General features: G+C 62.1%; 25 protein-coding genes. 12 read left to right on the forward strand and 13 right to left on the reverse strand.

Translation table 11 applies throughout. The features are described 5' to 3' along the window. Positions 1–16 precede the first annotated feature (16 nt). Complete coding sequence (locus tag DYL61_RS22260) at positions 17–568, forward strand: RNA polymerase factor sigma-70 (RefSeq protein ID WP_005789991.1); 552 nt, start codon at positions 17–19, stop codon at positions 566–568. 164 nt (positions 569–732) lie between these two features. On the opposite strand, the gene DYL61_RS22265 is transcribed toward DYL61_RS22260, so the two are convergent. The 3 genes from DYL61_RS22265 to DYL61_RS22275 all read right to left on the reverse strand — a co-directional run bounded on the left by DYL61_RS22265 (position 733) and on the right by DYL61_RS22275 (position 3,320). Then, positions 733–1,746, reverse strand: a complete 1,014-nt coding sequence (locus DYL61_RS22265) for a GNAT family N-acetyltransferase (protein WP_135310119.1) — start codon at positions 1,744–1,746, stop codon at positions 733–735. A gap of 68 nt (positions 1,747–1,814) precedes the next feature. Next, on the reverse strand, positions 1,815–2,603 hold the full coding sequence (locus tag DYL61_RS22270) for a substrate-binding periplasmic protein (RefSeq protein ID WP_135310120.1): 789 nt from the start codon (positions 2,601–2,603) through the stop codon (positions 1,815–1,817). A gap of 93 nt (positions 2,604–2,696) precedes the next feature. Further along, positions 2,697–3,320 (reverse strand): TetR/AcrR family transcriptional regulator, encoded by a 624-nt coding sequence (locus DYL61_RS22275; protein WP_135310121.1) that lies wholly within the window; start codon positions 3,318–3,320, stop codon positions 2,697–2,699. A 154-nt stretch (positions 3,321–3,474) separates the two neighbouring features. On the opposite strand from DYL61_RS22275, the gene DYL61_RS22280 reads away from it, so the two are divergent. From DYL61_RS22280 to ppnP, 8 genes are all read left to right on the forward strand, one after another. Beyond that, positions 3,475–5,253, forward strand: a complete 1,779-nt coding sequence (locus DYL61_RS22280; protein WP_135310122.1) for an acyclic terpene utilization AtuA family protein — start codon at positions 3,475–3,477, stop codon at positions 5,251–5,253. A gap of 13 nt (positions 5,254–5,266) precedes the next feature. Further along, positions 5,267–6,139, forward strand: coding sequence for an SDR family oxidoreductase (locus DYL61_RS22285; protein WP_135310123.1), 873 nt, complete (start codon positions 5,267–5,269; stop codon positions 6,137–6,139). 3 nt (positions 6,140–6,142) lie between these two features. Next, a complete protein-coding gene (gene atuC, locus DYL61_RS22290) occupies positions 6,143–7,759 on the forward strand; it encodes a geranyl-CoA carboxylase subunit beta (protein ID WP_135310124.1) in 1,617 nt (538 codons plus the stop codon). Between the two features lie 16 nt (positions 7,760–7,775). Beyond that, positions 7,776–8,933: a citronellyl-CoA dehydrogenase gene (gene atuD, locus DYL61_RS22295; protein ID WP_135310125.1), complete on the forward strand. Its 1,158-nt coding sequence runs from the start codon at positions 7,776–7,778 to the stop codon at positions 8,931–8,933. Then, entirely contained in the window at positions 8,930–9,691 is a 762-nt protein-coding gene (locus DYL61_RS22300; protein WP_135310126.1) for an enoyl-CoA hydratase/isomerase family protein, read from the forward strand. Before atuD ends, DYL61_RS22300 begins: the two co-directional genes overlap by 4 nt. 134 nt (positions 9,692–9,825) lie before the next feature. Then, on the forward strand, positions 9,826–11,709 hold the full coding sequence (locus tag DYL61_RS22305) for an acetyl-CoA carboxylase biotin carboxylase subunit (RefSeq protein WP_135310127.1): 1,884 nt from the start codon (positions 9,826–9,828) through the stop codon (positions 11,707–11,709). A gap of 75 nt (positions 11,710–11,784) precedes the next feature. Continuing rightward, a complete protein-coding gene (locus DYL61_RS22310; protein WP_135310128.1) occupies positions 11,785–12,327 on the forward strand; it encodes a 3'-5' exonuclease in 543 nt (180 codons plus the stop codon). A gap of 62 nt (positions 12,328–12,389) precedes the next feature. Next, positions 12,390–12,674 carry a pyrimidine/purine nucleoside phosphorylase gene (gene ppnP / locus DYL61_RS22315; protein WP_135292017.1) on the forward strand — a complete coding sequence of 95 codons (285 nt, stop codon included), beginning with the start codon at positions 12,390–12,392 and terminating at the stop codon, positions 12,672–12,674. 49 nt (positions 12,675–12,723) lie between these two features. On the opposite strand, the gene DYL61_RS22320 is transcribed toward ppnP, so the two are convergent. Both DYL61_RS22320 and DYL61_RS22325 read right to left on the reverse strand, forming a co-directional pair. Further along, positions 12,724–13,530, reverse strand: a complete 807-nt coding sequence (locus DYL61_RS22320; protein ID WP_135310129.1) for an MOSC domain-containing protein — start codon at positions 13,528–13,530, stop codon at positions 12,724–12,726. Positions 13,531–13,738: 208 nt separating this feature from the next. Beyond that, positions 13,739–14,674 carry a chemotaxis protein CheV gene (locus tag DYL61_RS22325; protein ID WP_105694892.1) on the reverse strand — a complete coding sequence of 312 codons (936 nt, stop codon included), beginning with the start codon at positions 14,672–14,674 and terminating at the stop codon, positions 13,739–13,741. Positions 14,675–15,215: 541 nt separating this feature from the next. Here DYL61_RS22325 and DYL61_RS22330 point away from each other — a divergent pair. The 3 genes from DYL61_RS22330 (at position 15,216) to DYL61_RS22340 (ending at position 17,588) form a co-directional block, all read left to right on the forward strand. Next, on the forward strand, positions 15,216–15,665 hold the full coding sequence (locus tag DYL61_RS22330; RefSeq protein WP_135310130.1) for a hypothetical protein: 450 nt from the start codon (positions 15,216–15,218) through the stop codon (positions 15,663–15,665). A gap of 376 nt (positions 15,666–16,041) precedes the next feature. Next, positions 16,042–16,932, forward strand: a complete 891-nt coding sequence (locus DYL61_RS22335; RefSeq protein WP_135310131.1) for a sensor histidine kinase — start codon at positions 16,042–16,044, stop codon at positions 16,930–16,932. Beyond that, positions 16,929–17,588, forward strand: coding sequence for a response regulator transcription factor (locus DYL61_RS22340; RefSeq protein WP_135310132.1), 660 nt, complete (start codon positions 16,929–16,931; stop codon positions 17,586–17,588). The genes DYL61_RS22335 and DYL61_RS22340 overlap by 4 nt, the downstream gene beginning before the upstream one ends. Here the strand turns inward: DYL61_RS22340 and yegS are convergent. The 8 genes from yegS to DYL61_RS22385 form a co-directional block, all read right to left on the reverse strand. Next, positions 17,547–18,467: a lipid kinase YegS gene (yegS, locus tag DYL61_RS22345; RefSeq protein ID WP_135310133.1), complete on the reverse strand. Its 921-nt coding sequence runs from the start codon at positions 18,465–18,467 to the stop codon at positions 17,547–17,549. The genes DYL61_RS22340 and yegS overlap by 42 nt on opposite strands. Positions 18,468–18,686: 219 nt before the next feature. Next, the gene (locus tag DYL61_RS22350; RefSeq protein ID WP_135310134.1) at positions 18,687–19,079 is read right to left on the reverse strand and encodes a DUF2802 domain-containing protein; all 393 of its coding nucleotides are present in this window, start codon (positions 19,077–19,079) and stop codon (positions 18,687–18,689) included. Beyond that, positions 19,080–19,562 carry a chemotaxis protein CheW gene (locus DYL61_RS22355; protein WP_010564003.1) on the reverse strand — a complete coding sequence of 161 codons (483 nt, stop codon included), beginning with the start codon at positions 19,560–19,562 and terminating at the stop codon, positions 19,080–19,082. Between the two features lie 53 nt (positions 19,563–19,615). Continuing rightward, on the reverse strand, positions 19,616–20,407 hold the full coding sequence (locus tag DYL61_RS22360) for a CheW domain-containing protein (RefSeq protein ID WP_135310135.1): 792 nt from the start codon (positions 20,405–20,407) through the stop codon (positions 19,616–19,618). Next, the gene (locus DYL61_RS22365) at positions 20,407–21,195 is read right to left on the reverse strand and encodes a ParA family protein (RefSeq protein ID WP_105694884.1); all 789 of its coding nucleotides are present in this window, start codon (positions 21,193–21,195) and stop codon (positions 20,407–20,409) included. The genes DYL61_RS22360 and DYL61_RS22365 overlap by 1 nt, the downstream gene beginning before the upstream one ends. 51 nt (positions 21,196–21,246) lie before the next feature. Further along, positions 21,247–22,134: a flagellar motor protein MotD gene (gene motD, locus DYL61_RS22370; RefSeq protein ID WP_105694883.1), complete on the reverse strand. Its 888-nt coding sequence runs from the start codon at positions 22,132–22,134 to the stop codon at positions 21,247–21,249. 199 nt (positions 22,135–22,333) lie between these two features. After that, positions 22,334–23,074: a flagellar motor protein gene (locus DYL61_RS22380; RefSeq protein ID WP_025855889.1), complete on the reverse strand. Its 741-nt coding sequence runs from the start codon at positions 23,072–23,074 to the stop codon at positions 22,334–22,336. Then, the gene (locus tag DYL61_RS22385; protein WP_135310137.1) at positions 23,074–24,219 is read right to left on the reverse strand and encodes a protein-glutamate methylesterase/protein-glutamine glutaminase; all 1,146 of its coding nucleotides are present in this window, start codon (positions 24,217–24,219) and stop codon (positions 23,074–23,076) included. The genes DYL61_RS22380 and DYL61_RS22385 overlap by 1 nt, the downstream gene beginning before the upstream one ends. Positions 24,220–24,227 lie beyond the last annotated feature (8 nt).

The raw sequence follows: 24,227 nt of genomic DNA on the forward strand, positions 1-24,227 counted from the left end.
CAACAAGGTGAATTCCATGACGGAACAAGTATCCACAGGCAGGTGCGACTCACCGCTGCTCCAGGCATTTGTCGACAACCGACTGATCCTGGTGAAGATCGCAGCACGTATTACCGGCTGTCGCTCACGCGCCGAAGACGTGGTGCAAGACGCCTACTTCCGGCTGCAATCGGCACCGACGATCACCTCGTCGTTCAAGGCCCAGCTCAGCTACCTGTTCCAGATCGTGCGCAACCTGGCGATCGACCACTACCGCAAGCAGGCGCTGGAACTCAAATATTCGGGGACGGAAGAGGAAGGCTTGAATGTGGTCATCCACGGCGCTTCACCGGAAACCTCCCACATCAACTTCAACACCCTGGAAAACATCGCCGATGCGCTGACGGAGTTGCCGCAGCGCACCCGTTACGCGTTCGAGATGTACCGCCTGCATGGCGTGCCGCAGAAGGACATCGCCAAGGAACTGGGTGTGTCGCCGACGCTGGTGAACTTCATGATTCGCGATGCGCTGGTGCATTGCCGCAAGGTGTCGGGCAGCCATAGCGATACGTTCGCGCGGCGAGTGTGAAAGACATACAGCCCTTGCAGTGAGCGGGCTTGCCCCGCGCTGGGTGGCGAAGCCGCCCTAATAAGACCGCCGCGGTGTATCAGTAAGACCGGGGTGCCTGGTTTTGGGGCGGCTTCGCCACCCAGCGCGGGGCAAGCCCGCTCACTACAAAGAGCGTCCTGGCTTTAGACCAGCCCACACCGGTCAAAAAACCGCTCACGCCCCAGAATCATCAGCGCCGCCCGCTTGTGCGGGAAATCAAACTCCTTCTCGCAGTGAAAGCACTGGTTCTGCATATGCCCGATCATCTTCGCGTTATCCGCACGCGGTTCCGCCACCACGCGCTGGGTGCGCGGGTCATCCAGGAACAGGTAGTGCACCAACGCCGATAACCAGCTGGCGACTTTGTGCGGGCCGCGGTGATGTTCTTCGCCCACCAGCATGTGGATGCCACGGTCATAGTCGGCCGCGTCGTAGAACGGTGCGATGCGGTCTTCCTTGGCCCAGTAGGCTTCAAAATAGGCGAAGGGTTCGTCGTCAAAACAACCGATCAGCGTGAGGGTGTGAGGGTCGGCTTCCAGCTTGTCCAGGTATTCGCGGTGCTGTTCCAGGCTGCCGCTTTCCTGCCAGAAACTCGCTACCCGCGCGCTGTTCTGCCAGCGGTTGAAGCGCGCCAGGTCCACGTCGATCTCAACCGTACGCAGGGAAATCCACGCGCCCAGGCGCGCATCGAAACGCCGGTAAACCTCACCACGCGGCTTGGGCGCACGAGCCGGATGGCGCTTGCCATCGCTGATGACCATCTGCTGCGGGTAGCTGCCACTCACAGATTGCCCAAGCCACGGTTGGGGCAGTTGCCAGAACAGCGTGCGCTCGCAGTGAAATTGCCCGGCCACCTCGGTGGCGACCAGCAGACCACTGCGCAAGGCGTCTTCGGCGGCATGTTCGAGGTGCCAGACCAGGCGCTGGCGCGTGGGCTCCTTGACGAACAGCCAATAGCTGGCCGCCCATAAGGCACGCACTGGCGCGACGTGGTTGGCGTCCTGCAAATGCACGTGCAACACATCGCCCCGCTCAAGGCGCAAACGCACCAGCGGCTGGCCTTCCAGGGTCAGGCTCAGGTGGGCGTCGGTTTCATCGGCATTCAAGGCAGGCCCGGCCGGCAACGGCAGGACCGAGAGGTCATTCAGATTGGACATGGGAGGGGCTCACGATAATCGTCGACAGATGAAGAAGTGACGTGAGCCGGGCGCGGAAATTTAGCCGATCAGGGTGTGGGCATCACATCGATGCGATACGGTTCGAAGATTTTCAGCATCTCGCCATTTTCCCGCAGGTGCTTGAGCAAACCGGCAAACGCCTCGCCCGTGATCGGCGCCTTGGGCCGCAGTAATGCGTAGTGGTGATAGACCTGGTCGATGCGCTCCGACACCAGGAACTGCCCGGACATCTCAGCGTTGCGCACCATGAAATCACTCAGGTACGAACGGGTGATCAAGGCAATATCCGCCCGCCCCCGCGCCACCATCAACAAGTTGCTGTCATGGGAGTAGGTCAACGTGGCGTTGAAATGCTCGGCCATGTACTTGGGGTCGGAGTTGAAGTGGGCAAAGGCGTAGTGATAACCGCTGAACACCGCCAGGCGCTTGCCCACGAGGTCGGCGAAATAGTCCTGGCTGCGTCCGGTCGCACGCTGGGCGACGAAAATTTCCGCGTCTTCCAGGCCCATGTCGACGCTGGTGTGGGGGATGTTCTGCCAGCCCCAGTCGGGGTTTTCGAAGATCGCCATGTCGACCCGGCCCTGTTCGAAATCCCTGAACCGGCGGGGAATCGAGGTCGGTACCAGCACAAATTGGTAGTCGGTTTGCGAGGCGTTGAGGGCTTCCACCAGTTGCGGCAACAGGCCGGTATCGGCGCCTTGTTCAGGCCGCACAGTGTAGGGCGGGAAGTGCGCCGCGCCGATGCGCACCAATTGCGCAGCCGATGCCGGCATCCACCCCACGGTCCCCAGTGCCCATAAAGTCAGTCCTGTAGCCAGCCGCCATGGCGAAAACATCAAGGCACACACCGTTGAAAAGGTTGATGGCAATAAGCTAGGCGTTTTCGTCGGGAGAGACAACTTTCCACCGTCAAATTAATAGCTTGCGCCTCAATCGGCCTTCAGCACCATCAGCAGGGCTTGTTCGGCCAGTTGCTCCAGCGTCAGGCTGCCCTCAGCGCGGAACCAGGTGGTGGTCCAGGACAGCGCCCCGGTGAGAAAACGCCGGGTGATAAACACATCGCCCTTGATGTAACCGGCGGCCTTGGCCTCCCCCAGCACCTGCAACCAGATCTGTTCATACACATCACGCAGCGCCAGCACGTGGGCCTGGCCTTCGGCCGACAGCGAGCGCCATTCATACACCAGCACCGCCATGGCCTCGCCGCTGCCACCCATGATCGACTGCAATTCGCAGCGAATCAGCGCCAGCACGCGCTCGCGCACATTCGTCGCTTCATCAAGGGAGGCGCGCATCATCGCGGTGTTGTAGTGGATGGTTTCCTCCATCACCGCGCGCAGGATCTCGTCCTTGCTCTTGAAGTGATGAAAGATGCTGCCCGACTGGATACCCACGGCACTGGCCAGGTCGCGCACGGTGGTGCGTTCATAGCCCTTGTTGCGAAACAGATGAGCCGCGGTTTGCAGCAACTTGCCCCGGGCACTCTCGGGATCGGTCAATTGGCCACCGTCGACCATGGTGCGCATCACCCGCAGGGCGTTGTGCTCATCCATGCTGCTCTCCTCTACTTCTACGGACGTCTTGGCCGGCAATTTAGGCCGTGGCGCCTGACCAAGCAAGCGCTTGGGCTGAAACTTGTGTCGAGAGTTTACAAACCAAGCGCTTGCTTGGTAGTCTCGGCAACAGCCATCGGAGGAAGGATTTCTCATGAGCAAGACGGTTCGTATCGGCTGCGCCAGCGCCTTCTGGGGCGACACCTGCACCGCCGCCGCCCAATTGGTGCACGGCGGCCAGTTGGATTACCTGGTGTTCGACTATTTGGCCGAAGTCACGATGTCGATCCTCGCCGGTGCGCGGATGAAAGATCCCCAGGCCGGCTACGCCACGGATTTTGTCGAGGTGCTCACACCGCTGTTGGCCGAGATCCAGCGCCAGGGCATCCGCGTGATCAGCAACGCCGGGGGCATCAACCCCCAAGCCTGTGCCGCCGCCCTGCAAGCGGCCTGCGACAAGGCGGCGATCCCGCTGAAAATCGCCGTGCTGCTGGGCGATGACCTGCAACCCCAGTTGAAAAAACGCCACGGCATCACCGATATGTTCAACGGCGCACCACTGCCGCCGATGTGTGTATCCGCCAACGCCTATCTCGGTGCACCAGGTATCGTCCAAGCGCTCGAGCTGGGTGCCGATATCGTCATCACCGGCCGCGTGGTAGACAGCGCCGTGGTCAGTGCCGCACTGGTGCATGAATTCAACTGGTCCTGGCAGGACTACGACCACCTCGCCCAGGCCGCATTGGCCGGGCATATCATCGAATGCGGCGCGCAGTGCACCGGAGGCAACTTCACCGATTGGCGTGACGTGCCGGACTATGAACACATCGGTTTTCCCATCGTTGAGGTCAGCGCCGACGGGCAGTTCACCGTGAACAAAGTCGACGGCAGTGGCGGGTTGATCAGTGAACTCAGCGTGGCCGAGCAACTGGTGTATGAGATCGGCGATCCACGTGCTTACCTGCTGCCGGATGTGATCTGCGATTTCAGCCAGGTCAAATTGCAGCAACAAGGCAAACACCAAGTGCGTCTGCACGGCGCCAAGGGCCTGCCGCCCACCGACCAATACAAGGTCAGCGCCACCTACCCGGATGGTTTTCGCTGTTCCGCCAGTTGCCTGATCGCCGGCATCGACGCGGTAGCCAAGGCCGAACGGGTCAGCCAGGCGATCATCAACAAGACCTCAGCGTTGTTCAGCCAGCGCGGCTGGGCGCCTTACACCGAGGTGAGTATCGAACTGCTGGGCAGCGAAGCCACCTATGGCGCCCACGCCCGGCGGCACGACTGCCGTGAAGTGGTGGTGAAGCTGGCCGTGCGGCACCCCAGCAAACAGGCATTGGTGCTGTTTGCCCGCGAGATCGCCCAGGCGGCGACCGGCATGGCGCCGGGGCTTACCGGCATCGTCGGTGGCCGGCCGACGGTGTATCCGCTGATTCGGTTGTTTTCATTCCTTGTCGATAAATCCGTGTGTGAACCGGTGATCGACTTCCAGGGCAAGCGCCACGCCTGCGCGTTGCCACCCGCCGACTCACTCGCAACACCCTGCGCGCCCATCGAGCCCCCCAAACCCCAAGGCCGTGCCAACGCCAGCGTGCCCTTGGTCAAGCTCGCCGTGGCGCGCTCCGGCGACAAGGGCAACCACAGCAATATCGGTGTGATCGCCCGCGCCCCTGAATACCTGCCGTGGATCGCCGAAGCACTGACACCCGAAGTGATCGTCGACTGGATGGGCCATGTCCTCGACCCACTCCACGGCCGCGTCGAACGCTGGTATTTGCCTGGCAGCCACAGCCTCAATTTCTTGCTGGAAAACGCCCTGGGCGGCGGCGGTATCGCCAGCCTGCGCATCGACCCGCAAGGCAAGGCGTTCGCCCAGCAGTTGCTGGAAATCCCGATTGCCGTGCCGCAACACATCGCCGATCAATTCCAATAAAAGGAGCGTTGCCGTGGCCTTCGACTCGATCTTCAAAGCCGACCTGTTCCAGGGGCACACCGTGATTGTCACCGGCGGCGGCAGCGGTATTGGCCGCTGTACCGCCCATGAACTGGCAGCCCTCGGCGCCCGAGTGATCCTGGTGGGACGCAAACCGGAGAAACTGCAAAAGGTCGCGGCAGAGATTGCCGAAGATGGCGGCACCGCCCACTGGCAAGCCTGCGATATTCGCGATGAAGAGGCGGTGAAAACGCTGGTCGGCCAAATCCTCAACGACCATGGGCCCATTCACGGTTTGGTGAACAACGCTGGCGGGCAATATCCATCGCCGCTGGCCGCCATCAATCAAAAGGGGTTTGAAACCGTACTGCGCACCAACCTGGTGGGCGGTTTCCTGATGGCACGGGAAGTGTTCAACCAATCCATGAGCCAACACGGCGGCGCCATCGTCAATATGCTCGCCGACATGTGGGGCGGCATGCCCGGCATGGGCCACTCGGGCGCGGCGCGCTCGGGGATGGACAACTTCACCAAGACCGCCGCCTTCGAATGGGGCTACGCCGGCGTGCGGGTCAACGCCGTGGCGCCGGGCTGGATTGCCTCCAGCGGCATGGACACTTACGAAGGCGCGTTCAAGGCGGTGATCCCCACATTGCGCGAGCATGTGCCGCTCAAGCGTATCGGCACCGAGTCGGAAGTCAGCGCGGCCATCGTGTTTTTGCTCAGCCCCGCCGCCAGCTTTATCAGCGGCAGCACGTTGCGCATCGACGGCGCCGCCAGCCAGGGCAATCGTGCGTGGCCGTTGCACAAGGCGCAGCCGCCGAGCGAGCCGTTCAATGGTTTTCATCGGGCGTATGTGCCCGATGTGCTCAAGGCGGAGCAGTGACCCATGCCGGTGATTGAATCCCTGATCGATCCCCACAGCCCCCAGTTCGCGCAAAACCGCGACGCCATGCTGGTGGGCATCCAGCACCTGCGCCAACTGGAACACACGCTGCTGAGCAAGGCACAGGAAGCCAAGCCCAAGTTCGACAAGCGCGGCCAACTGCTGCCGCGCGAGCGCCTTAACCTGCTGCTGGACCCCGGCGCACCGTTCCTGGAGCTGGCAGGCCTGGCCGGCTACAAGCTGCACGATGACAAGGACGGCAGCGCGGCCGGTGGTGGGTTGATCGCTGGCATCGGCTACGTCAGCGGCGTGCGCATGCTGGTGGTGGCCAACAACAGTGCGATCAAGGGCGGCACGATCTCGCCCACCGGCCTGAAAAAATCCCTGCGCCTGCAACAGATCGCCATGGAGAACAAACTGCCGGTGGTGACCCTGGCCGAAAGCGGCGGCGCCAACCTCAACTACGCGGCCGATATTTTCGTCGAAGGCGCACGCAGCTTCGCCAACCAGGCGCGCATGTCGGCCATGGGCTTGCCGCAGATTACCGTGGTTCACGGCTCGGCCACGGCGGGCGGGGCCTATCAACCGGGCCTGTCGGATTATGTGGTGGTGGTACGCGGCAAGGCCAAGCTGTTTTTGGCCGGGCCACCGCTGCTCAAGGCGGCAACGGGTGAAGTGGCCACCGATGAAGAACTGGGCGGCGCCGAGATGCACGCGCAAACCGCCGGGACCGCCGAATATCTGGCGGAAAACGATGCCGATGGCGTGCGCATCGCACGCGAGATCGTCAGCGCGTTGCCCTGGAATGATCGCTTGCAGGTGGAGCCCAAAAAAGCCTACGCGGAGCCGTTGTACCCCATCGAAGAGCTGTTGGGCCTGATCCCCGACGACCCGAAAAAACCCTACGACGTACGCGAAATCCTCGCACGCCTGGCCGACGCGTCGCACTTCCTCGAGTTCAAGGCCGAGTTCGATCCCCACACCGTCTGTGGCCACCTGCATATCCAGGGCCGCGCCGTCGGTGTGATCGGCAATAACGGTCCCATCACGCCCAAGGGCGCCAGCAAGGCGGCGCAGTTTATCCAGCTGTGCGACCAGAGCCGTACGCCGCTGCTATTCCTGCACAACACCACCGGTTTTATGGTGGGCACCGAGTCCGAGCAGCAAGGCGTGATCAAGCACGGCGCGAAGATGATCCAGGCAGTGGCCAATGCACGGGTGCCTAAACTGACGATTGTGGTGGGTGGCTCCTACGGCGCGGGCAACTATGCGATGTGCGGCCGGGGCCTCGACCCGCGTTTTATCTTCGCCTGGCCCAACAGCCGCACGGCGGTGATGGGCGGTGCGCAGGCGGGCAAGGTGCTGCGCATCGTCACCGAGGCCAAGCAATTGAAAGACGGCCTGGTGCCCGACCCCAAGGTGCTGGACATGCTGGAACAGGTCACGGCGCAGAAGCTCGACAGCCAGTCCACCGCCCTGTACGGCAGTGCAAACCTGTGGGACGACGGGCTGATTGATCCACGGGATACCCGGACCTTGCTCGGTTTTTTGCTGGATATCTGCCACGAGGCCGAGGCACGGCAGTTGCAACCTAATAGCTTTGGTGTGGCGCGTTTCTAACCGGAGAACAAGAACAATGATCTTTACCCAGGAACACCAGGAACTGCGCCGCACCGTGCGCGCCTTCGTTGACCGCGAGATCAATCCCCACGTGGACGAATGGGAAAAAGCCGGGCGCTTTCCCATCCACGAGATCTTCCGCAAGGCCGGCGACCTCGGCCTGCTGGGCATCTCCAAGCCGGAAAAATTCGGCGGCATGGGCCTGGACTACAGCTACTCCATCGTTGCCGCCGAAGAGTTCGGCACCATCCGTTGCGGTGGCATCCCCATGTCCATCGGCGTGCAGACCGACATGTGCACCCCTGCCCTCGCCCGCTTCGGCAGCGATGAACTGCGCGACGAATTCCTGCGCCCGGCCATCAGCGGTGAGCAGGTGGGTTGCATCGGCGTCTCGGAAACCGGCGCCGGCTCCGACGTGGCCGGGCTCAAGACCCATGCGCGCAAGGACGGCGACGACTACGTGATCAACGGCAGCAAGATGTGGATCACCAACTCCCCCAGTGCCGACTTTATTTGCCTGCTGGCCAACACCTCCGACGACAAGCCGCATATCAACAAATCGCTGATCATGGTGCCGATGAACACCCCCGGCATCAGCGTCAGCCCGCCCCTGGAAAAACTCGGTATGCACAGCTCCGAGACCGCCCAGGTGTTCTTCGACAATGTGCGCATCCCCCAGCGCAATCGCATCGGCCAAGAAGGCGCGGGCTTCATGATGCAGATGTTGCAGTTCCAGGAAGAACGCCTGTTTGGCGCGGCCAATATGATCAAGGGCCTGGAGTACTGCGTCGACAGCACTATCGAGTACTGCAAGGAGCGCCAGACCTTCGGCAAGGCGCTGATCGACAACCAGGTGATCCACTTTCGCCTGGCTGAACTGTCCACCGAAATCGAGTGCCTGCGCGCCTTGGTCTACCAGGCCACCGAGCAATACATCAAAGGCCAGGACGTGACCCGCCTGGCATCGATGGCCAAGCTCAAGGCCGGACGCCTGGGCCGCGAAGTCAGCGACAGCTGCCTGCAATATTGGGGCGGCATGGGCTTTATGTGGGACAACCCGGTGGCGCGGGCGTATCGCGATGTGCGGCTGGTGTCGATTGGCGGCGGTGCCGACGAAATCATGCTGGGCATCATCTGCAAATTGATGGGCACCTTGCCGGGGAAAAAACCATGAATACCTTGCTGCTTGAGCCGCATAACGGCGTGCTGCACATCACCCTCAACCGCCCGCAAAGCCGCAATGCCATGAGCCTGGAAATGGTCAACGAATTGCGTGCGGTGTTGGCGCAACTGGACAGCCAGACACGGGCCGTGGTGATCAGCGGCGCCGGTGGGCACTTCTGCGCCGGGGCGGATGTGAAGGATCTGGTCACGGCGGGCAATCAACTGCAGGCGCTGAACCGCGCATTTGGCACCTTGTTGCAAGAGGTTGAAGCGGTGCCGCAAGTGGTGATCGTGGTACTGCAAGGTGCGGTGCTGGGCGGTGGGTTTGGGTTGGCGTGCGTGAGTGATATTGCGATTGCCGACCACCAGGCCCAGTTCGGTTTGCCCGAGACCAGCCTGGGCTTGCTGCCGGCGCAGATTGCGCCGTTTGTGGTCAAGCGCATCGGGTTGACCCAAGCGCGCCGACTCGCACTGACGGCAGCACGCTTTGATGGTGTCGAGGCTGAGCGCTTGGGCGTCGTGCACTTTACCGAGCGTGATGCGCAGGGGTTGGCCGAGCGATTGGATGAAGTGCTGGGGCACGTGTTGCGCTGTGCGCCGGTAGCGAATGGGCGGACCAAGCAGTTGTTGCTGGCGAGTGTGGATGAGCCGCTTGAAAGGGTGCTGGATCGCGGGGCGCAGTGGTTTGCCGAGGCTGTGCGAGGGGAGGAAGGGATTGAGGGGACGCAGGCGTTTGTGCAGAAAAGGAAACCTCGGTGGTGCAGATGACGCTATCGGGGGCAAGCCCCCTCCCACATTGGATTGGGTTCACACATTTGCATTTGTGAATACAGTCAAGTGTGGGAGGGGGCTTGCCCCCGATGAGGCCCTGACAGACACCCCATCAACCAAGGGATAACCCCATGCCCACCTTCAGCAAAATCCTCATCGCCAACCGCGGCGAAATCGCCTGCCGCCTCCAGCGTACCGCCCAGGCCCTGGGCTACCGCACCGTGGCCGTCTATAGCGATGCCGACGCCCAGGCCCTGCACGTGCAGATGGCCGACGAGGCCGTCCACATCGGCCCGGCTCCGGTACAGCAGTCGTACCTCAACATCACGGCCATCCTCGACGCCGCAACCCTCACCGGCGCCGACGCCGTCCACCCCGGCTACGGCTTCCTCTCCGAAAACCCCGAATTCGCCCGCGCCTGCCTGGCGGCAGGCCTGACCTTTATCGGCCCCAGCGTCGAGGCCATCGAACTGATGGGCAGCAAGCGCCTGTCCAAGCTCGCCATGCTCGACGCGGATGTGCCGTGCATCGCCGGCTACCAGGGCAGCGCCCAAGACGACGCCACCCTGCAACACGAAGCCGAACGCATCGGCTACCCGCTGATGATCAAGGCCAGCGCGGGCGGCGGTGGACGGGGCATGCGCCTGGTCCACAGTGCCGACGCCCTGCTGGACAATTTGCACACCGCCCGCTCGGAGGCCAAAAACGCCTTCGGCAGCGATGAGTTGATCCTCGAACAGGCCCTGATCGACCCGCGCCACGTCGAGATCCAACTGTTCGGCGACAGCCACGGCCACCTGGTCTACCTCGGTGAACGCGATTGCTCGATCCAGCGTCGCCATCAAAAAGTCATCGAAGAGGCGCCCTGCCCGGTGATAACGCCCGCCCTGCGCCAGGCCATGGGCGAAGCCGCCCTCAAGGCCGGGCGCGCGGTGAACTACGTTGGCGCGGGCACCGTGGAGTTCCTGCTCGACCGCGACGGCCGGTTCTACTTTCTGGAAATGAACACCCGCTTGCAGGTGGAGCATCCGGTCACCGAGTTGATCACCGGCCTCGACCTGGTGGAGTGGCAATTGCAGATTGCCGCTGGCCAGCCGCTGCCGCTGAGCCAAGAGGCTGTCACGCTGAGCGGTCACGCCATGGAGGTGCGCCTGTACGCCGAAGACCCGGCCCGGGGCTTCCTGCCGCAAACCGGCGATGTGCTGCGCTGGCAACCGGCGGCGGGTGTGCGTACCGATCATGGGGTTGTCGAAGGGCAGCGCATCAGCCCGTACTATGACCCGATGCTGGGCAAGATCATTGCCCACGGCGCCACGCGTGAAGAGGCGCGGCGCAAGTTGTTGCGCGCCGTCGAAGACACGTTGCTGTTGGGCGTCGCCACCAACCAGCGACTGCTGGTGGATTTGCTCAAGCATCCGGACTTCATCGCAGGCGATTTCAGCACCGGGTTTATCGCCGAGCACTTCAACGAGATCCCCCGACCCATCGCGTCAAACCAACAGCTTTCCCTGGCCGCCGCGCTGTTTTATCAACACGGCGCTGACCAGCATCCAAAACAATTGGCGGGCTGGCGCAACAACGCGGGTGTCCCTGGCACCTACCGTCTGGAGGTCAATGACGCACTGCACAGCGTCACCGTCGAGCCGTTGCCCCTCACCCTCGACGGCCGCCACGCCATCGTGGTGCTCAATGGCATCCGCCGCCGCATCGCCTATTACCTCGACGGCGACCAACTGTGGCTACCGGGCTTGACGGTCATCAACCGTACCCAGCAAGCCGCCAGTCGCCAGGCGGACGCCAGCAGCGGGACCGTCAAAGCGCCGATGGATGGCGCCATCGTCGATGTGCGGGTCAGGGTCGGCGACCGAGTGAGCAAGGGCCAACTGTTGCTGGTGTTGGAAGCGATGAAAATGGAGCACCCGCTCACTGCCGGCATCGACGGCGTGATCACGGGCGTGCAGGTCATCACCGGCGATCAGGTGCGCAATCGCCAGGTTCTGCTGGAGATCGAATAACGCCCCTAGGCGGAACTACACGGCCGGGCTACGCTCTATCCCCATCAGGAAAGGACGAGTACGGGAACCTGCACCATGCCTCATTGGCTGATTATTGACCTTGAAGCCACTACGGATGACGGCGGCTGGCCCGTGACGGAGATGGAAGTCATCGAGATCGGCGCGAGCCTGGTGAACCGCCAGGGTCGCGAGCTGGATCACTTCCAGCGTTTTGTGCGGCCGCTGCGTCGCCCCTTGCTGACGCCGTTCTGCCGTCAGTTGACGCACATCACCCAAGCCAATATCGACAGCGCCGCGCCGATCACCGAGGTGTGGCCACTGTTCGAGCGCTGGCTGGGCCAGCATCAGCCGCGCCTGGAAGGCTGGGCGAGCTGGGGCGACTATGATCGCAAGCAGTTGGAGCTGGAGTGGCAACGCCATGGCCTGGCCAGCGCGCTCGCCGATACGCCCCATGTGAACCTCAAGCAGCGCTTCGCCAAGGCCCGGCGCCTGGACAAGCCCTTGGGGCTTAACGGTGCGCTGCAATTGGCGGGGATGCAGTTCCATGGCCAACAACATCGAGCACTGGAGGATGCGCGCAACACCGCGCGCCTGCTGCCGCTGATTTTGCCGGTCTAGGCAGCTCCCCTGCCCTTGGGCATACTGGCCGACCTTTCCAGACCCTTTCCGAGGATTCACCCATGTTTAAAGTCAACGAGTACTTCGACGGCACCGTCAAGTCGATCGCTTTCGGCACCGCAGAAGGTCCGGCGACCATCGGCGTGATGGCCCCGGGTGAATACGAATTCGGCACTGCCCAGCGTGAAATCATGCACGTGGTCTCCGGCGCCCTGACCGTCAAGCTGCCCGACGCCGCCGAATGGGAAACCTTCGCCGCCGGCAGCCAATTCAACGTACCGGCCAACAGCAAGTTCCAGCTGAAGGTCGCCGTGGACACCGCTTACCTGTGCGAATACCGCGGCTAAGTGCCCACGCGCTAAAAAAATGCCCGTCTCGCAGGAGACGGGCATTTTTTTATTCCAGGATCGTCACCGGCATGCCCACTTCCAGGCGCCCGATTCCATCGTTGACCAGGTTCTGGCCGAAAATCGCACCGTCGTCGGTCTTGCGATAGGCCTCCAGGGTAGCGAAGGGTTCGCGGTCAGCACTGCGCTCGCCGGTCTGTGGATCGATGGTGGTGAGAATGCAGCGCGAACACGGTTTGACCGCACGAAACTCTACATCGCCAATGCGCAGGCGTTTCCAGCCGTCCTCGGCAAACGCAGCGCTGCCTTCGACCACCAGGTTGGGGCGAAAACGCAGCATCTCCATCGGGCGGCCGATGCGCTGGGAAAGATCATCCAGCGACGCCTGGCCGATCACCAGCAACGGGTAACCATCGGCGAACGCCACTTGGTCGTCGTCCTTGCCATAACCGGCCTGGGTGGTGCGGGCGCGTTCCAACGGGATCTGCACCAGCCGCGTGGGCTTGCCGATGAAATCGCTGACCCAAGCAGCGGCGGCGTCGCCAGCATCCGGTACGCGCAAAGTGTCACGCCAGATGGTCACGCCCCGCAGCTCGGCCTCGCTACCGGGCAAGGCCACGTCCAGCGGCGCATGGCCTGGCGAACTCAGGGTCAGGCCACCGGCGCTGTTCCACAACGCCGACAGTTGGCTCATCTTCGCCACCGCGCGTTGGGTGAGGAAACGTCCGCTGGCTTCATCCACCAGCATCCAGCGTCGGTCACCGTCCAGCCCAAGCTTATCCAGGCCGATCTGCTGCAAGACCTCGGCCTTGCCGGACTTCAAGGGGTAACGGTACAACGCGCTGAGACGAAGCATGGGCCTGCATTCCTGGAAGGAGAAAGCTCACACTATATCGTGTAGTGAGCGGGCTTGCCCCGCGCTGGGGGGCGAAGCCGCCCCAAGACCAGGCAACTCGGTCTTTCTGACACACCGCAGCGGCCTTATTGGGGCGGCTTCGCCACCCAGCGCGGGGCAAGCCCGCTCACTACAAAGCGGGGTACCTCTGGGATGGCACGGCGGTGTGTCAGGCAGGCACTTCGTCCAGCAACAGACGTTGACGCACCACATCCACCAGCTTGTCGGGCTGGAATTTGGACAGGAAATTGTCGCAGCCGACCTTCTTGACCATCGAATCGTTGAAGCTGCCCGACAGCGAGGTGTGCAGCACCACGTAGAGCCCGCGCAGGCGCGGGTCGTTGCGGATTTCGGTGGTGAGGCGGTAGCCGTCCATCTCGGGCATTTCGGCGTCGGTGAAGACCATCAGCAGCTTGTCAGTCATCACCTGGCCGCTGTCGGCCCAGGCCTTGAGCATGTTCAACGCCTTGAGGCCGTCGCTGGCGATGTGCATTTTCACGCCCAATTGGCCGAGGGTGTCGCGCAATTGCGACAGCGCCACGTTGGAGTCGTCCACCAGCAGCACTTCACGGCCTCGGGCGCGTTCCAGCACAGGGTCTTCGAGTTTTTCGCGGGAAACCTTGGCGTTGTACGGCACGATCTCGGCGAGGACTTTTTCCACGTCGATGATCTCCACCAACTGGTCGTCAACCTTGCTGATGGCGGTGAGGTAATGCTGGCGACCGGCGCTGGTCGGTGGTGGCAGGATGGCTTCCCAGTTCATGTTGACGATGCGGTCGACGCCGCCCACCAGGAACGCCTGCACCGAGCGATTGTACTCGGTGACGATGATGGTGCTGTTGGGCCCCGGCACCAGCGGGCGCATGCCGATGGCCTGGGACAGGTCAATCACTGGGAGGGTCTGGCCCCGCAAGTTCACCACACCACACACGAAGGGATGACGCTGGGGCATCAGAGTCAACTTGGGCAGTTGCAACACCTCTTGCACCTTGAACACGTTGATCGCGAACAGCTGCCGCCCGGCCAGGCGAAACATGAGGATCTCCAGGCGATTCTCACCCACCAGTTGTGTGCGTTGATCTACCGTGTCGAGAATGCCGGCCATTAAAAGCTCCTGGTGCGCTAAGGGGTTGTGCAGTTCATAAGGCTCTTTATCGGCGGCGAACGCCGAATCTTGACCCTACTAAAATGCCACGCAAATCCATTGATGTCACACTGACATCATGGTTTACTGCGCGGGCCTCTTCATATGGCAATGCGGATACATTGCGCGACACTCAAACCGACGCAAGGTTCCGCCATATAAGGGATTCCCCTATACGCAATCAGGCCCAACCTGATATTCGCAATATCTAATAGCCATTAATGTGACGCCATTCTCATTGCATGAATGGAGTCAGGCTTTTGTTTGCCATGCCAAGCCCCCGGCCCACGGGTCTTCCGGACATCTACATGTCGGCAACTGAAGGTGTGTACTTGACCCCCGCGATGAGGGCTATGCACAACCGTCGCCGTCATTCTAGTAAACGTCCTACTCGAATCTCGGAAGCAACCTACAGATTCCAGTCATATTTCAGCGCTAGTTTTAAGCCATTCACCCGGTGCGGCATCTCATCACCCGACCTTATGTTGTGGAGACTTGCAAGATGAACAGCGCAACTGAATGGCAAACCACACTTCCCGAATTCCTGCTTGAAGCGGAAATGCTGCTGGCGAAGTCGGAAGAATGCTTGAACCACCTGCATCTGATCCGCGATGACAGCGACGCCATCGACTGCATGAAGAACAGCCTGATCAAGTTGGCCGAAAAGGCCGATAGCCTGGCCCTGCAGGCGATCAGCGAATTCTCCCGACATATCCAATACCTGATCGCCAACGCTGCCAGCCCCGTGCAACTGCATGATCAAGCGCTGGATGCATTGCACGCGTGCCTGACGCTGCTGGCCTGGCAATTGGAGCTGATCGACACGCGCACCGGTGAACTCGGCATGGACGACAGCGAACAGGTGACGTTGTTGGCAACGGTCACGCTGCAGATCCCTCAAAAGAACTTCAGCTATCAGCCACAGCAACGCCTGCGCCAGATATCTAATTGAGTACTTATCGGGTCGCGTTCAAATCATGAGATATCTGCAAATCACACCTTCAACTTAGTGGTTGAGACTGAATTGCGCGCACAAAGATATCAATTAGCCAGTAATTGTAACAAAGACAACATAAGCACATTCAAACAATACAACTCCTCCTCTTCTGATGAACTCCGGTAATAGCGCCTTGTGCATGTGCGCGGTTTATAAGCCCACCAGGCACGCCACCAGGCGACCAACGGTAAGAGTGGTGGTACTATGCCCCCGCTCGAAGTGACTCAACTTCATCATGTATAAAAACGATTCGACAACGCACGCCGAACAGAGGCCCGTCAGCCGCCATGACCGGTCTTCCCGCAGCAAACCTTCATTGGTTCCCTCCGCTATGTACGCCAACTTCAAGACACTCATTGCAAGGTCCGCGTCCCGCAACACGACGCGCCGCCTGATCCTTGCCCTGTGCGTTGGCTCGCTGTCGTTGAGTCTGTGGGCCTATGCTTCTCCCGCTGCCCTGCCACTCTTGGTGATGCTTAACCTGGCCACGCTGGTGGTGGTCGGATTGCAACAATGGCACTCGCGTAAATCCATCAAGTTCCAGCCTCAGGAACTGGCCGACCGCCTGCTGCAAGTGCAGGAAAACGAACGCCATCGCCTTAGCCGTGAGCTGCATGACGATATCGGCCAGTTGCTCACCGCCGCCAAGCTGCAAAGCGAATGGCTCAAGCGCCGCCTGCCGCCCGACCTGCAAGACCAGTGCACAGTCCTGTGCAACACCCTCAATGAAACCCTGGCCAAAGTGCGTGACGTGTCCGCCATCCTCAACCCGCGGCAACTCGCCAGTCTGGGCCTGGAGGCCAGCCTGCGCGCCCACTTGCTCAAGGCCCTGGAAAACACCCCCGTGCATTGGAGCCTGGAGTGCCAGCAGCGGCTCACCGGGATCCCGGAAGAAATGGCCGTGGCGGCCTTTCGCATCACCCAGGAAGCGGTCACCAACATGCTTCGCCACGCCCAGGCGCACAATTTGCTGGTGCGCCTGCAACGCCTGCCCGAGGGCCTGTCGCTGAGTATCTGCGATGACGGCCAGGGCTTTTCACCCGCCATCAACCCTGGCCTGGAAGGCCAACGGGGCATGGCCGGGATGTCTGAGCGAATTGATCAACTGGGGGGCACGCTATCCGTCAGCAGCCAGCCTGGCAAAGGGACGCGGATCGACGCACTTTTCCCCTGGGCGCCCCGCGCCCTCGAACGGGCCAGCTCCCCTAAGGTTGCCGAGTGACCTGCACATTACTCCTGGTGGATGACCACGCACTGATCCGGGCCGGCGTACGCGCCTTGGTCCAGGATATCCCCGGCTACCAAGTGGTCGGCGAAGCCAACGACGGCGCGCAATTGCTCGAGCAATTCAACGCGCTGCAGCCCGACATCGTGCTGCTGGACCTGTCGATGAAGCACACCGGCGGCCTGGACGCCTTGCAGCAGCTCAAGCGCGCCTACCCCAAGAGCCGCGTGCTGATCCTGTCGATGCACACCGACCCCGAGCTGATCATGTGCGCGCTGGAGGCCGGCGCCCACGGCTACCTGCTCAAGGACACCACCGCCAACGAGCTGGAACATGCGCTGCTGGCGCTGCGCAACAGCGAGCGCTACCTGAGCCCGGCCATCGCCCACACCGTGATCAACCAGGCGCTGGTGCGCGCCAACGGCCCCACCACGCCCGCAGGGCACAGCCATAACCTCACAGCTCGGCAGTTGGAGATCTTGCGGCTGATCGTGCGCGGCAAATCCACACGAGAGATCGCCCATGGCCTGGGCCTGAGTATCAAGACGGTCGAGGCGCATCGCTCGCAAATCATGAAGCGCCTGCAGATTTTCGACGTGGCGGGTCTGGTGTTATTTGCGGTGCGCGAGCAAATCATCAGTCTGGACGACTAGCGGCGAATTCACCGGCAGGTGCACCCGCAGCGCCTTGGGCAAGGCGGTGAAGCGCAGGTCATCGCCCTTGAGCGGTTCGCCGTCGAGGTTGATGTACAACCCTTCTGCCACCTTGATCTCGACCCACGGCAGGCGCGCGCGCACAAACAGATTGTCCAGGCCCCAGCCGTCGGTCATCAGGGTCAGCAACGTGCCCACCACCTCCTGCGGCGCCGGCAGGATGCTGATATCCAGCAAGCCGTCATCGGCCAATGCCCCCGGACACAGCACGTGCCCCCCACCCGCCTGGCGGCCGTTGCCGATGCCCAGCGCGAGCAGGTCGCCCTTCCAGTGGAACCCCGGCCCTTCCAGCTCACCATAGGCGGCCTTCAACTCGCTGAAGCGGGTCAAGCCGGTGAACAGGTAAGCGGCGCCGCCGAGGACTTTCTTCAAGTCTTCCGAGGTATTGGCCGTGACCTGGCTGCCGAAGCCGCCCGTGGCCATATTGAGAAAAAACTGCCCGCCCGCCTGGCCAAGGTCGATGGCCCTGGCCGGCACATCCAGCAGTGCCAGGGCCGCGCCGGGCTCCAACGGCACGCCGGCAGCGCGGGCGAAGTCATTGGCGGTGCCCAAGGGCATCAACACCAGGCTGGCGTCGGTCTTGGCCAACGCCATCGCCTCGGCCACATCGCGCAGGGTGCCGTCGCCGCCACCGGCAATCAGGTGGGTGTAGCCGCCGTCGAGGGCTTCATTGACCAGGCGCTGGGCATCTCCACCCTCCCACGTCACACGCACCGCCAACTCCCAGCCCAAGTCACGCCGGGCCTGCACGGCAGCGCGCACGTCCTCGTTGAGGGCTTGCTTGCCGTGAAGGATCAACAGTGCCTTGGGGGTGGTCATGGGGTTTTCTCCGGGGATGAAAAGGTTTCTGATGGATGTTGACCGTCGGTGACAGACAAAAGGTCGTCAGGCTGGAAAATAATTCCAGGGACAACGCATAAACAAATGTGGGAGGGGGCTTGCCCCCGATAGCGGTGGATCAGTCAGCACATCTGGTACTGAGACACCGCCATCGGGGGCAAGCCCCCTCCCACATTTTGATTGGGGTACGACCTGGATTCAGCTCTTGTGCAACTTACTCATCAACTGCGCCTCAGCCTGGGTCAGGCCGCACGACTGGGTCAACTCATCCACGGTCGCGCCCATCCCCACCAGCTTCGCCGCTTGCGCGAAGGACAGGCTCGCCGGATCACGCTGCTCGATCTGCGCCAGTTTGTCCGGCAATGGCCCGAGGATCGCACGCAGTTCGTGCACCTCGTCCCCAACCTTTACCGCGCTCTGCTGGAAGTGATCGACACGCTTGGCCAGTTCGAGCATGCGTCGGTCACGCACGGCGTCGCGTTCGGCCTGTTTCACGGCCAACTCCCGCTGCTGGCGCACGTAGCGCAGCACAAACGCCAGGGTCCCGGCCCACAACAGGGCCAGGACAATCACCGCTGCCTCAAGGAACAATCAGATGCTCTCCAGTTCCGACCATTCTTCTTCGCTCATCATCTTGTCCAGCTCAACCAGAATCAGCAGTTCGCCGTTCTTGTTGCACACGCCCTGGATGAATTTGGCGGATTCTTCATTACCCACGTTCGGCGCGGTTTCCACTTCCGATTGGCGCAGGTAGACCACTTCGGCCACGCTGTCGACCATGATCCCGACCACTTGCTTGTCGGCTTCGATGATCACGATACGCGTGTTGTCGTTGACTTCGGTCGGCACCAGTCCAAAGCGCTGGCGAGTGTCGATCACGGTCACCACGTTGCCGCGCAGGTTGATGATGCCCAGCACGTAGCTTGGCGCACCCGGCACTGGCGCGATCTCGGTGTAGCGCAGCACTTCTTGCACGCGCATCACGTTGATGCCGTAGGACTCGTTGTCCAGTTTGAAGGTTACCCATTGCAGGATCGGATCATCCAAACCTTGTGCGGACGCTGACTTGTTCATACCCCTGACCCCTTCAAGATGGGCCACGCAACAGCGCGGCCCTTATTGTTCAATCAACTGTGTTTGTTCAGTGGCATCGTCTTCACCGCCCCGCTGGCGATCAACTCGGCCAGTTCGGCGACGTCGAGCAACGCGCACATGTGTTCGATCACGGTGCCCGCCAGCCAAGGCCTTTGGCCCCGGTGGCTGCGCCATTTGATTTCGTTCGGGTCCAGGCGCAACGAGCGGCTGACTTGATGCACCGCCAGCCCCCACTCATAGCCCTGCACCGAGATCACGTACTGCAAGCCCTGGCGAAAGTCATCGCGATAGCGGTCGGGCATGACCCATCGCGCCGTATCGAGGACTTTGAGATTGCCAGCCTGGCTGGGCAGGATGCCAAGGAACCACTCCGGCTGGCCGAACAGCGGTGTCAGCTCCTGGCCTTCCAGGGAATAGATCGAGCCCAGGCACACCAACGGCACCGCCAGAGTCAACCCGGCGACGTCGAACAGCAGGCATTCAAAGGGTTCGGCAGCCCACGCCGGACGGCCATCGCCGGTCACTGGCGGCGGCGTAATACTCGGCGGCAGGTGGACTTCCACCACGGGCTCGACCACCACAGGCTCGACCACCACCGGCGCCATCACCGCAGGCGTGATCGGCACCACGACATGGGAATCGCGAGCCTGCTCTTCCAACACCGCCAGTTGGAACTCATCCAGGCTGCTTTGCGGCTCGACCACAGGTTCCAGCACCAGGATCGGTTCAGGCAGTTCTTCCGTGGTCGCATCCTGGAGCAAGGCATCCAGGTAGGATTCCAGCGCCAGTTGCGGTCGGGTCTTGAATTCGACAGGCCGGTTCATCACGCCACCTGCGCCACAAGTTGCTGGGCCAGCAGGTGTTTGAGCAACGCACGGTAGGCCAGCACGCCACGGCTTTTCGGGTCGAACTGCGACGGCGTGAGGCCGGCGCGGCTGGCGTCCCGCAGGCGCGTGTCCACCGGGATATAGCCATTCCAGATGGTGTCCGGGTAGGCATCGCGCAGCACACGCAAGGTGCCAAGGGACGCCTGGGTGCGGCGGTCGAACAAGGTCGGCACGATGCTGAACGGCAGCGCCTGTTTGCGCGACCGGTTGATCATCGCCAGGGTGCTGACCATGCGCTCCAGGCCCTTGACCGCCAGGTGCTCGGTCTGCACCGGGATCACCAACTGCTGGCTGGCCGCCAGCGCGTTGACCATCAACACACCCAGCAACGGCGGGCTGTCGATGATTGCGTAGTCGAAGTCCTGCCACAGTTGCGCCAAGGTCTTGGCGATCACCAGGCCCAGGCCGCTCTGCCCCGGCGACTGGCGCTCAAGGGTCGCCAGCGCGGTGCTGGACGGCAGCAGGGAAATGCTTTCGTTGCTGGTGGGCAGCAACAACTGGCCCGGCAGGTCAGCCGGTACGCTGCCCTTGTGCAGGAACAGGTCGTAATTGCTATGTTCCAGTGCATCCGGGTCATAGCCGAAATAGCTGGTCATGGAGCCGTGGGGGTCCAGGTCGACCACGACCACACGCTTGCCCGCCTCGGCCAACAAACCGGCTAAAGCGATGGAGGTGGTGGTCTTGCCGACCCCACCCTTTTGATTGGCAACTGCCCAGACTCTCATTCAGTGGGTTCCTCCCGGTGGGCACAGGCGCGACCGAGACATTGCATAAGGTTATTGAGCCGGTGACGGAGTATTGACGCTGCCCTGACGAACCGGCGGCTTTGCAGGAGCCGGTGCAGTTTGTGTGCCAGCGCGCTTCAACGCCGCATCCGGTGTTGCATTCGCCGTGCCAGTGCCGGTCAGGCTGCGACGCACATCCAGGTTGCGCGACACCACCAACACCACCCGGCGGTTCTTCGCACGGCCTTCGACCGTGGCGTTATTAGCCACCGGCTGGAATTCGCCATAGCCCACCGAGGCGAGTCGCCCGGGGTTCACGCCCTGCATCGCCAGCATGCGCACGATGCTCGATGCGCGCGCCGAAGACAGCTCCCAGTTGGTCGGGTACTGCGCGGTACTGATGGGGAAATTGTCGGTGAAGCCTTCGACGTGGATCGGGTTCTCAAACGGTTTGAGGATCGCCGCCACCTTGTCGATGATCGTGAACGCCTGGTCGCTGGGCAACGCATCGGCGCTGGCGAACAGCAGGCTGGAATTAAGCTCGATCTCCACCCACAACTCATTGCCGCGCACGGTCATCTGGTTGGAGCTGATCAGGTCGCCAAACGCGGCGCTGATGTCATCGGCGATGCTTTTCAGCGGGTCGCTGGTGCCGCCCACGCCGGCGGCGGTTTCATCGCTGTCATTGACCAGCGGCTTGGCCGGGGTCACGGTCTTGGGCCGCTCTTCGCCAATCGGGATAGGCTTGAGCGCACGGTCGGCGTCGTTGAACACCCCGATCAGCGCCTGGGATATGACTTTGTACTTGCCTTCGTTGATCGACGAGATCGAGTACATCACCACAAAAAACGCGAACAGCAAGGTGATGAAGTCCGCGTAGGACACCAGCCAGCGCTCGTGGTTGACGTGTTCTTCTGGCTCGCGACGGCGACGGCTCACAGGCTGTTACCTCTATTGTGGCAAGCACGCTTGTTGTGGCGAGCGAGCTTGCTCGCGCTGGGGCGCGAAGCGGCCCCAATTCGGTCACCACATTTCTCCAACAAAACCCGGGTCGCCTGTTTTGGGGCCGCTTCGCAGCCCAGCGCGAGCAAGCTCGCTCGCCACAGGTTCACTGGCCACAAATCGATCACCATCGCCATCAATCCATGAAGCCCTGGAGCTTCAATTCGATGGAACGCGGGTTTTCACCCTCGGCAATCGACAGGATGCCTTCGAGCAACATCTCGCGATAACGCGACTGGCGCAGGGCAATCGACTTGAGCTTGCTGGCCACCGGCAACAGCACCAGGTTGGCACTGGCCACACCGTAGATGGTGGCGACGAACGCCACGGCAATGCCGCTGCCCAATTGCGACGGATCCGCCAGGTTGCCCATTACATGGATCAGGCCCATTACCGCACCGATGATGCCGATGGTCGGCGCGTAGCCGCCCATGCTTTCAAAGACTTTGGCGGCGTTGATGTCGCGGCTTTCCTGGGTGTAGAAATCCACTTCGAGGATGCTGCGGATGGCTTCCGGCTCGGCGCCGTCCACCAGCAATTGCAGGCCTTTGCGGGCGTAGCTGTCGGGTTCGGCATCGGCCACGCCTTCCAGGCCCAGCAGGCCTTCCTTGCGGGCGGTGAGGCTCCAGTTGACCACGCGGTCGATACCGCCGGGCAGGTCCACGCGGGGCGGGAAAATAATCCACACCAGAATCTGCATGGCGCGCTTGAACGAACTCAAGGGCGACTGCAACAAGGCCGCACCCACCGTGCCGCCAATCACAATCAACGCCGCCGGGCCGTTGGCCAGCGCGCCGAGGTGGCCGCCTTCGAGGTAGTTGCCGCCGATGATCGCAACAAACGCCATGATGATGCCGATCAGGCTCAGAACATCCATTAGAGGCAGGCCTCCACCAGATGCTTGCCGATGTCGTCCAGGCTGTAGACCGCGTCGGCCAGGTCAGCCTTGACGATGGCCATGGGCATGCCATAGATCACGCAACTGGCTTCGTCCTGGGCCCAGATGGCGCTGCCGCCCTGCTTGAGCAGGCGTGCACCTTCGCGGCCATCGGCGCCCATGCCAGTGAGCACCACCGCCAGAACTTTGTCGCCGTAGGACTTGGCGGCCGAGCCGAAGGTGATATCCACGCACGGCTTGTAGTTCAGGCGCTCATCGCCCGGCAGGATTTTGATCGCGCCACGGCCATCCACCATCATCTGCTTGCCGCCGGGCGCCAGCAACGCCAGGCCAGGACGCAGGATGTCGCCATCCTCGGCTTCCTTGACACTGATGCGGCACAGCTTGTCCAGGCGTTCGGCGAAGGCCTTGGTAAACGCCGCGGGCATGTGCTGGACCAACACGATCGGCGCCGGGAAGTTGGCCGGCAACTGGGTGAGCACCCGTTGCAGCGCCACCGGGCCGCCGGTGGATGTACCAATGGCAACCAACTTGTAGGCTTTGCGCTTCGGTGCCGGCGAATGCGTTGCCGCCACAGGCGCGGCCGCACGCACCGGGGCCACCGCAGGCCGTGCAACCGGCGCCGGGGCTGGCGCTGGCGCTGGCGCTGGGCGCGCGAACGATGACGTCGACGCAGCAGGCGTCGCAACCGGGGCGGGTGCTGGCGTACTGAACAGGCTGCGACGGTTACTGCGAGAAATGCTGTGGACTTTCTCGCACAGCAGTTGCTTGACCTTCTCGGGGTTGCGCGAGATGTCTTCGAAATTCTTCGGCAGGAAGTCCACCGCACCGGCATCCAGCGCGTCGAGGGTGACTCGAGCGCCTTCGTGGGTCAGCGAGGAGAACATCAACACCGGGGTCGGGCAGCGTTGCATGATGTGCCGAACGGCCGTGATGCCGTCCATCATCGGCATCTCGTAGTCCATGGTGATCACGTCGGGCTTCAACGCAATGGCTTGATCGATCGCCTCTTTGCCGTTGGTGGCCGTGCCGACCACCTGGATCGTTGGATCGGCGGAAAGAATTTCCGAGACGCGGCGGCGGAAGAAACCCGAATCGTCCACCACCAGGACCTTGACTGCCATAAACACTC

This window comes from Pseudomonas nabeulensis, assembly GCF_004682045.1.
GTDB lineage: Bacteria > Pseudomonadota > Gammaproteobacteria > Pseudomonadales > Pseudomonadaceae > Aquipseudomonas > Aquipseudomonas nabeulensis.

Excerpts from the sequence above, each read along its gene's own strand:
- DYL61_RS22260 (WP_005789991.1), top strand. The coding sequence starts at position 17 with ATGACGGAACAAGTATCCACAGGCAGGTGCGACTCACCGCTGCTCCAG.
- DYL61_RS22265 (WP_135310119.1), bottom strand. The coding sequence starts at position 1,746 with ATGTCCAATCTGAATGACCTCTCGGTCCTGCCGTTGCCGGCCGGGCCT.
- DYL61_RS22270 (WP_135310120.1), bottom strand. The coding sequence starts at position 2,603 with ATGTTTTCGCCATGGCGGCTGGCTACAGGACTGACTTTATGGGCACTG.
- DYL61_RS22275 (WP_135310121.1), bottom strand. The coding sequence starts at position 3,320 with ATGGATGAGCACAACGCCCTGCGGGTGATGCGCACCATGGTCGACGGT.
- DYL61_RS22280 (WP_135310122.1), top strand. The coding sequence starts at position 3,475 with ATGAGCAAGACGGTTCGTATCGGCTGCGCCAGCGCCTTCTGGGGCGAC.
- atuC (WP_135310124.1), top strand. The coding sequence starts at position 6,143 with ATGCCGGTGATTGAATCCCTGATCGATCCCCACAGCCCCCAGTTCGCG.
- atuD (WP_135310125.1), top strand. The coding sequence starts at position 7,776 with ATGATCTTTACCCAGGAACACCAGGAACTGCGCCGCACCGTGCGCGCC.
- DYL61_RS22300 (WP_135310126.1), top strand. The coding sequence starts at position 8,930 with ATGAATACCTTGCTGCTTGAGCCGCATAACGGCGTGCTGCACATCACC.
- DYL61_RS22305 (WP_135310127.1), top strand. The coding sequence starts at position 9,826 with ATGCCCACCTTCAGCAAAATCCTCATCGCCAACCGCGGCGAAATCGCC.
- DYL61_RS22310 (WP_135310128.1), top strand. The coding sequence starts at position 11,785 with ATGCCTCATTGGCTGATTATTGACCTTGAAGCCACTACGGATGACGGC.
- ppnP (WP_135292017.1), top strand. The coding sequence starts at position 12,390 with ATGTTTAAAGTCAACGAGTACTTCGACGGCACCGTCAAGTCGATCGCT.
- DYL61_RS22320 (WP_135310129.1), bottom strand. The coding sequence starts at position 13,530 with ATGCTTCGTCTCAGCGCGTTGTACCGTTACCCCTTGAAGTCCGGCAAG.
- DYL61_RS22325 (WP_105694892.1), bottom strand. The coding sequence starts at position 14,674 with ATGGCCGGCATTCTCGACACGGTAGATCAACGCACACAACTGGTGGGT.
- DYL61_RS22330 (WP_135310130.1), top strand. The coding sequence starts at position 15,216 with ATGAACAGCGCAACTGAATGGCAAACCACACTTCCCGAATTCCTGCTT.
- DYL61_RS22335 (WP_135310131.1), top strand. The coding sequence starts at position 16,042 with ATGTACGCCAACTTCAAGACACTCATTGCAAGGTCCGCGTCCCGCAAC.
- yegS (WP_135310133.1), bottom strand. The coding sequence starts at position 18,467 with ATGACCACCCCCAAGGCACTGTTGATCCTTCACGGCAAGCAAGCCCTC.
- DYL61_RS22355 (WP_010564003.1), bottom strand. The coding sequence starts at position 19,562 with ATGAACAAGTCAGCGTCCGCACAAGGTTTGGATGATCCGATCCTGCAA.
- DYL61_RS22360 (WP_135310135.1), bottom strand. The coding sequence starts at position 20,407 with ATGAACCGGCCTGTCGAATTCAAGACCCGACCGCAACTGGCGCTGGAA.
- DYL61_RS22365 (WP_105694884.1), bottom strand. The coding sequence starts at position 21,195 with ATGAGAGTCTGGGCAGTTGCCAATCAAAAGGGTGGGGTCGGCAAGACC.
- DYL61_RS22380 (WP_025855889.1), bottom strand. The coding sequence starts at position 23,074 with ATGGATGTTCTGAGCCTGATCGGCATCATCATGGCGTTTGTTGCGATC.
- DYL61_RS22385 (WP_135310137.1), bottom strand. The coding sequence starts at position 24,219 with ATGGCAGTCAAGGTCCTGGTGGTGGACGATTCGGGTTTCTTCCGCCGC.